We start from the raw sequence: 7232 nt of genomic DNA, 5'->3' as shown, positions 1-7232 counted from the left end.
TTTCGAGGCGGCCGGATATGACCCGGAGTAAGTCGAATCTGCTCTAGTTCGTTGTTGAAGCGGATCTTCGTCCATCTCGCCAACGTGTGATTGAACCAGCGGCAAGCGAAGAAGACAAAGACCAACGGCACTGCCTTCTCCGAAACGGCGGATTTCGGATCAGGTTACCTGAAACCAAGTGTTCATGCCGGCCGCCGCATGTTCGAGCATATGACAATGGAACAGCCATTTGCCGGGATTGTCTGCCACGAATGCTATCTCAGTCGTCTGATCTGGCCCGATCAGAAACGTATCCCGCCATGGTTTGCCCTCATCGACATCAGATCCGGATCTGTTGAGAATCTGGAAATGATGACCATGGACATGCATGGCATGAACCCAGGCGGTCCGGTTTACGGTTTCAATAAGAATGGTTTCGCCCTGCCGGGCCTCGAAAAACGGTTCCTCGGCGAGATTGGCCACTCCGTTAAAGGCCCAGGCCTGTCTTGCGGTGCGGAAATCATCTCCCTGAAGCTTTTTTCCCTTGTAGATGATGTCAATCATGCCTCCCATCGCACCGCCTGTCATTTGCAGGCGGATGCGTCGGGCCTTGGCGAGGTCAGCTGAGGGCAGAACATTGGGCTGCAGCTTTATGTCGGATCTCGACGCTTCCGTGGTCTCAGAATCACTGACCGAGAACCCCGCGATAGGGTAAGGCGTGTCCCCCGAGACTTCCTCAATGGTGAAATCGCTTTTGGCCACGACCATCAAATCCACGCGCTGGGCTGGCCCCAGCATGAGTGGCGCATAATCAAGCTTGGCAGGCTCGGTGAATGATTGGCCATCAAAGCCGATGAGGGTTGCGCCGAAACGGTTTGGATCAATTTCGAAGACACGTGCATTGGCCGCATTGATGAGCCGGAGGCGATAGGTCTGGCCGCGGACAATGTCAGTCACCGGACGGCTCCGGCCGTTCACGGTCAGCCAGTTGCCCAGCCGCCCACCATGCGCCCATTCCATCATCGATCCAAGGCTCGCAACGTCCAGCACACCTTCGCCCGCCAGCCGCCAATCATCAAGAACAAGCGTAATGTCGTTTGAACGCTCGAAAACGGGCTCAACCTCATCAACAATAAGTGGTCCATAAAGGCCGCGCGCGACCTGGTTCCAGCTTTTGTTATGGGCGTGGTACCAGAAGGTGCCTGCATCGGGCGTAACAAAGTCATACAAAAATGAATCGCCGGGCTCGACCGGTTTCTGAGTCAGCCCGGAAACGCCATCCATCGAGTTGTCGATGCGAATTCCATGCCAGTGGACCGATGTCGGCTCTTCCAGCTTGTTGGTAAAGCGTACCTGGACGCGCCCACCCTTTTTCACCCGGATTTCCGGCCCAGGCGCGGATCCGTTGTAGGTCCACAGATCCGACGAAGGCGCATCGGGCAGGTAAAGCCGCTGCCTGGATGGTCCGGCAACGAGATCAAACATACCATCCTGAGACTCCGCGAGTGACAGGTTCGGCAGCTGAGAGGTCAAAACACCGCAAGAGAAACCGGCTAGCAAGCGACGACGGGAGATTTTCATATGAGATCTTCTATCCCAATTGACCGAACATGGTTGTTAACAGCACGACCGCAGATAAGGAGTTGCGGGAAGCGCCAACTCCCCGCAACTTACTTTTTGGCCGTTATTTCAGCTCAACGACGGTCAGTTTGCCCTTCACCCGGTCGGCGACGAATTCGATTGCGTCGCCTTCCTTCATTTTCTCCAGCATAGCCGGGTCGGCGGTGCGAAACACCATGGTCATGGCAGGCATATCGAGATTGGTCAGTTCCTCATGAATGATGGTGACCTTGCCGGCCTTCATGTCGACCTTCTTGACGGTGCCTTTGGTGTATTCGGTTGCAAAAGCTGCAGCGCTGCCGGTAACGGCAATCATGGCAGCAATCATGAGTGTTGTAAGTTTTCGCATTTGTCTTACCTTTTTTCTGTGTCGGAAACGGTTCGTTGGATCAGTGGCCGGCGACGGTGATGTCGCCCTTCATGCCGGATTCGTAATGACCGGGGATCAGGCATGCGAACTCAAACGGACCTGCATTCGAGAAAGTCCAGATCACTTCGCCGTCCATGCCAGAGTCGAGACGTACGGAATTGGGATCGTCATGTTCCATCTCGGGCATCTTCGACATCGCAGCTTTGTGCGTCATCACATTTTCATGATTGTCGAGCACGAACTCGTGCTCCAATTCGCCCTTGTTGATCACGGTGAAGCGGATTGTCTCGCCCTTCTCAACCTTGATTTCCTTAGGTTCGAACAGCATCTCTCCGTCATCAGTTTCCTTCATGATCACTTCGATGGTGCGGCCGACCTGCGCTGCTTTCCCGGGTTTGCCGACAGCCATCATACCGTCGTCATGCCCGCCTGAATGGGTTCCTGCGGCGGTTGCCAGCGCCGTCATTGCCAGGAGAGCTGTGGATGCGATTGACAGAATTTTCATATGTATTGTCCCTTTCGTGAACACTTCGGGTCGAAGAGGTTAGCCATTGCTGCCGGATTTCACCGGCGCTGGGGTGATGGTTGTTGCGGCATCGGTTGCCTTGGCGAATTCCGGCAACTCGCCGGTCCACTCATAGGCCTGGGTTCCGGGCGGGTTTTCGTACCAGCCGGGATCGCTGTAATCGTCAGCCGAGATGCCTTCACGGACCTTGACGACGGAGAACATGCCGCCCATTTCAAGCGGGCCGTAGGGGCCCCAGCCGGCCATCATTGGAATGGTATTGGCCGGAAGCTCCATCGCCATTTCCGCCATGTCAGCCATGCCGTTGGTACCCATCGGCATGTATTCGGGCTGCACCATCCGGATCTTCCTGGTGACCTTGGACTTGTCGACACCTATGAAGGTCGGCACGTCATGGCCCATGGCATTCATGGTGTGGTGGGATTTGTGACAGTGGATGGCCCAGTCACCCAGGTGCTCGGCGTTAAACTCATAGGCCCGCATTGCCCCAACCGGGATATCGATCGACACTTCCGGCCATCGGGCTTCAGGCCGCACCCAGCCACCATCGGTGCAAGTCACCTCGAAATCATAGCCGTGCATGTGGATCGGGTGGTTGGTCATGGTCAGGTTGCCTACCCGTACGCGCACGCGATCGTTCCTCGACACAACCAGCGGATCGATGTCGGGGAAGATGCGGCTGTTCCATGTCCACAGGTTGAAGTCCGCCATGGTCATGATCTTCGGCACATAGGAGCCGGGATCGATGTCGAAGGCGTTGAGCATGATCAGGAAATCGCGATCAACCGGCATGAACGCCGGATCCTTCGGATGAACGATGAAGAATCCCATCATCCCCATCGCCATCTGCACCATCTCGTCGCCGTGCGGGTGGTACATGAAGGTGCCCGACTTCACGAGATCGAACTCGTAGATGTAGGTCTTGCCGGATGGAATCGCCGGGTGAGACAAACCAGCGACGCCATCCATGCCGGATGGCAGGATCAGCCCGTGCCAGTGCACAGTTGTGTGCTCTGGCAGCTTGTTGGTAACGTAGATCCGGACCCGGTCGCCTTCCACGGCTTCGATGGTCGGGCCGGTGGATTGGCCGTTGTAACCCCACAGATAGGCGGTCATGCCGTCTGCCAGTTCACGCTCCACCGGTTCGGCGACAAGGTGGAACTCTTTCACTCCATTGTTCATCCGGAATGGCAAGGTCCAGCCGTTGAGTGTGACAACCGGATTGTAGTCCGGTCCGGTGGATGGCATCAGCGGGGCCTGGGTCAGCGGGCTCTCCATGAGAGCCGCATCGGGCAGTCCCATGTTGGTTGTTTTCGACCAGGCGGTCGAGGAGACAAGGGCCGCTCCGGCAGCACTTGCACCAAGTAATTGACGTCTGTTCATCATGGTCTTTTCCTTTCCGGGAAGTTAGTGGCCGCCGCCGCCGGCATCGCCAACGGATGGTGCCGCAGCCGCGCTGCCTGCCCCGGTTCCGCCGCCATAGATCGCCGCGGACAGATTGACATCTGCCAGCCAGAACTCGCGTTTGGCGTTGATCGCCAACATCAGGGTTCCGATCTTGGCGCGCGTATCGGCGAGGAGTTCGAACGTGTTGGTGATCATGCCGTTGTAGGTTAGCAGGGATTCTGCCTCGATGGTGGTGCGCAAGGGCACGACGGCATTGAGGTAGTGCCGTGCGATCTCGTGGGTCGAATTGTAGGCGGTATGCGCAGACCGCGCCTCGGAGCGAATGTTGACTGCCTTTTCCGCGAGTTGATTGGCAGCCTGCATGTAGGCGAGTTCCGCCTTGCGCAGCCGGGCCTTGCCGCTGTCGAAGATTGGGATAACGAATTCCAGTTCGAGCTGCGGCGTGATCCCCGTTTCGCGGCTCTTGCTTTCCTCCAGCTCGCCACCGGCAATCTCGTATTCGGTCTCGATCTCGCGTTCGATTTCAAAGCCCGAGATGATCTCCAGATCCGTGACAAAGCGTGTGGCTTCAGTCAGGCCATAACTTTTGGCAACAGCCTCAAGCTCGATTTTTGCGACGCGCAGATCGACTCGGTTCTCAAGCGCCTCCCGCTCAATTTCGTTTTTCTTTATGACTCCACGCGGTAGCCGCGGCAATTTGTCGGGAACATAGTAATCAACCTCGCTACCCCACAGTCCCATAATCCGTGTGAGCTCCTCCTTGGCCAACCGTGACGCCAACCGGGCTTCGGCCATTTGCCCCGTGAGCTCCGCATAAAACGCGTGTTCTCGCGCCTGACCGCCCTTTGCAAGCGCTCCGCTTTCACCGAGTTTCTGAGCAAGTTCAGAAGCCGCGTCGGCTGCGACCTTGGCTTGATTGAGATAGGCAACTGTTTCAAATGCTGAAACTGCATTGACCCAGGCCCGGCGCGTGTCATTGGCAACCTTCAAGGTTGCGTCGACCGCCCGCATCTGGGATTGCCTGAACCGCGTGTCGGCAATATCAACGCGAGCCTTCCGGGTTGCGAGCGACAATATGTTGGCCGCGATCATTCCTTCGATGGCGCGATAGGCCCCAAGCTCTGGCGCCCCTATTCCTAAGAGGCCGATCGAAACCCTTGGGTTTTCAGGTAAGCTTTGCTGCCAGGCTTCTGCTGCGTTCATGCCGATATCGGCATAGGCTGCCTGCAGGCCCTTGTTGTTCAGAAGTGCTACCTGAACGGCGGTGTCGGCATTGATGGTTTTCTTGTGCACCAGGCCGTGGACGCGTTCGGAAACCGCTTTTGCCTGATCCTTGTTTTGAAGCCAAACCGCCTCTTTGCCTCTGGTGCCGATGGAAACGGATGCTGCGACGACGCCAAAGCCGGCCTCTTTCGCCGAGTATCCGGCGAGCTCCTGGTCGCTGACACAACCAGCCAGAAACAACCCTGCGGATGACACGACAATGAAGGATATTGCAGTGCGGGAGATGCTCATGAGCCCACCCCCGCGCCAGGGGCCTGGCTGTCGTTTTGTTGACGCCAAGGCTTCGGTTCCACGGGAGTTCGATGGGTGTAACCATCCAGAACCGTGTGATGATGGATATTACGAATACCTGCACCGGTATCTGCGGGCGAACTCACCGACATAACGTCGGCAGGGCCACTCGCCGACGCACAGCCAGCAAGGGTCAGCGGCATGGCGGCCGCCAAGAGAAAACGAAACATGATTGTCCTACTGCGATAAGAAGTGGATTTGACCGATGATACTCGGCCCCGACGCCACAAAAGGGCTCAGATCACACTTCAGGCTCGCGGCGGCCGCTCCGGCAATGCCATGACCACGACCACAAATTCAGGAGTCAACCCCATCTCGAAACTCTCAGGAATGAATCGATCCACCCCCACGGCGTCGAAATGACAGAGGGCAACGAAACAGCTTGCAGGACAGCAGCGGTCGATGACAGTGCCTTGAGCCGTGGGGATCGATTGTTGCGCGAATTCCGCTGGTTTTTCCCGGGATTGGTGATGGGTATCCGTTGGTTGGTCACCAGACAGATGGCCCATCATTGCATGATGTCCACTGCCGCTGGCTGTCTGAGCCTCAGCCATAGCGGACGCATGCAGAGACCCCGGGACGATGGATGTAAAAACAAACATCAAGACCAAAAGCATGCGCACGACACGGCATCTATGGAGATTCGGTATCTTCATCAAAAGGAGGTTTGCCACAACGTTGAGGCCAAAACAATAGCAAAATCATTCACAAGGGCTTGATTCAGATAATGGTAGCCCCCTCTAACGAGAAACCGACGATAGGCCCGTGCAATGAATTATTGCGCTGATCTTTATTCAGTATGTGTCGGGCATGGCCCACACATTTGTGGGGTAAGAAAAGATCTGTGATGTAGCTCCACCCATCCCCTCGGATGCACATTGGGCACCATAGACTTTGAATTAGGGTCCCGACTCTGAAGCCAAGAACATTTCACTGGCTCAGTTCTTTAAAAATCACCGCGTGGATTTCGCCAAACAGCATCTGTAAAAATTGGAAATTACCCTACGATTCGCTACCCATGTTCCATTGTGCTAATATTGTCTTTTCGTGTAATCCAAGGGAGGTTGCAATGCGTATGTTTGTCTTTCCAGCAATCGTGTTTTCTTATCTCACGCTCCCTGCCAATGCGACCGAGCATCAAATATTCCACACTGCGCGTATTGACGGGCACAGATCGATCAGTCTGAATCTTCTAAGCAATGATGTTGCCCGAGATCGAGATTTTGATATTGATGTAGTGATTACCATTTTGGTGAAAAACGTAAACCGGAAAATTTTGTATATCGACTGGTCAAGACATACTGCAAGCATAAAGTGCGGTGCGCCTGCAATCATTAAAGTTGGTGGAACCAATTATAATATCGATTACAGAGATTCTGCAGGGGTCGACTGGAAGCGCGATCTTTGGGCAGCCATTTGCAAGACACCTATGTCATGAAATATTCAGAATTGCGTAAGCCTGCAGTTTTGTGAAACCAATTTTTGTGATGCCTGGTCGGTGAGCCTGTTCGTTTTGTGCGAAGTCTGTTTTTTTTGCGGTCCAGGTCCAACCTTTTTAGGGAGCGGGCTGCGGTACGCCCGCCCCCCCCGGTACCGGCTTACTCGAAGCTCGGCGAGCCATCCATGAAGCCGCGGTCATGAACGATCTGGTCTTCCGACACGCTGCCGATCAAGGCCGTGGCTGTGTGGTCAACGCCACCCTGCGGCGATGCGAAGCTCGGTGAGCCGTCATTTCCGGTGCGGTCGTAGCTGACC

The 7232-nt window shown here is 55.6% G+C and carries 7 protein-coding genes; 1 reads left to right on the top strand and 6 read right to left on the bottom strand.

The features are described 5' to 3' along the window. Window positions 1-159 precede the first annotated feature (159 nt). The 6 genes from LL06_RS19370 to LL06_RS27410 all read right to left on the bottom strand — a co-directional run bounded on the left by LL06_RS19370 (window position 160) and on the right by LL06_RS27410 (window position 5989). Complete coding sequence (locus tag LL06_RS19370) at window positions 160-1560, bottom strand: multicopper oxidase family protein (RefSeq protein WP_035530640.1); 1401 nt, start codon at window positions 1558-1560, stop codon at window positions 160-162. A 103-nt stretch (window positions 1561-1663) separates the two neighbouring features. Continuing rightward, complete coding sequence (locus LL06_RS19365) at window positions 1664-1948, bottom strand: copper-binding protein (protein ID WP_035530637.1); 285 nt, start codon at window positions 1946-1948, stop codon at window positions 1664-1666. 40 nt (window positions 1949-1988) lie between these two features. Continuing rightward, the gene (locus LL06_RS19360) at window positions 1989-2474 is read right to left on the bottom strand and encodes a cupredoxin family protein (protein ID WP_035530634.1); all 486 of its coding nucleotides are present in this window, start codon (window positions 2472-2474) and stop codon (window positions 1989-1991) included. A gap of 39 nt (window positions 2475-2513) precedes the next feature. Then, window positions 2514-3881 (bottom strand): copper oxidase, encoded by a 1368-nt coding sequence (locus tag LL06_RS19355; RefSeq protein WP_035530633.1) that lies wholly within the window; start codon window positions 3879-3881, stop codon window positions 2514-2516. Window positions 3882-3902: 21 nt separating this feature from the next. Beyond that, window positions 3903-5417, bottom strand: coding sequence for a TolC family protein (locus LL06_RS19350; protein WP_052161734.1), 1515 nt, complete (start codon window positions 5415-5417; stop codon window positions 3903-3905). A 308-nt stretch (window positions 5418-5725) separates the two neighbouring features. Continuing rightward, window positions 5726-5989: a hypothetical protein gene (locus tag LL06_RS27410; protein WP_152599683.1), complete on the bottom strand. Its 264-nt coding sequence runs from the start codon at window positions 5987-5989 to the stop codon at window positions 5726-5728. 557 nt (window positions 5990-6546) lie between these two features. Here LL06_RS27410 and LL06_RS27405 point away from each other — a divergent pair. Then, the gene (locus LL06_RS27405) at window positions 6547-6915 is read left to right on the top strand and encodes a hypothetical protein (protein ID WP_152599682.1); all 369 of its coding nucleotides are present in this window, start codon (window positions 6547-6549) and stop codon (window positions 6913-6915) included. Window positions 6916-7232: the final 317 nt, after the last annotated feature.

The organism is Hoeflea sp. BAL378 (assembly GCF_000759435.1).
Taxonomy (GTDB): Bacteria; Pseudomonadota; Alphaproteobacteria; order Rhizobiales; family Rhizobiaceae; genus Hoeflea.
Note: the sequence above shows the minus strand (reverse complement) of the source record. Positions and strands in the feature narration are given on the sequence as shown.

Excerpts from the sequence above, each read along its gene's own strand:
- LL06_RS19370 (WP_035530640.1), bottom strand. The coding sequence starts at position 1,560 with ATGAAAATCTCCCGTCGTCGCTTGCTAGCCGGTTTCTCTTGCGGTGTT.
- LL06_RS19365 (WP_035530637.1), bottom strand. The coding sequence starts at position 1,948 with ATGCGAAAACTTACAACACTCATGATTGCTGCCATGATTGCCGTTACC.
- LL06_RS19360 (WP_035530634.1), bottom strand. The coding sequence starts at position 2,474 with ATGAAAATTCTGTCAATCGCATCCACAGCTCTCCTGGCAATGACGGCG.
- LL06_RS19355 (WP_035530633.1), bottom strand. The coding sequence starts at position 3,881 with ATGATGAACAGACGTCAATTACTTGGTGCAAGTGCTGCCGGAGCGGCC.
- LL06_RS19350 (WP_052161734.1), bottom strand. The coding sequence starts at position 5,417 with ATGAGCATCTCCCGCACTGCAATATCCTTCATTGTCGTGTCATCCGCA.
- LL06_RS27410 (WP_152599683.1), bottom strand. The coding sequence starts at position 5,989 with ATGATGGGCCATCTGTCTGGTGACCAACCAACGGATACCCATCACCAA.
- LL06_RS27405 (WP_152599682.1), top strand. The coding sequence starts at position 6,547 with ATGCGTATGTTTGTCTTTCCAGCAATCGTGTTTTCTTATCTCACGCTC.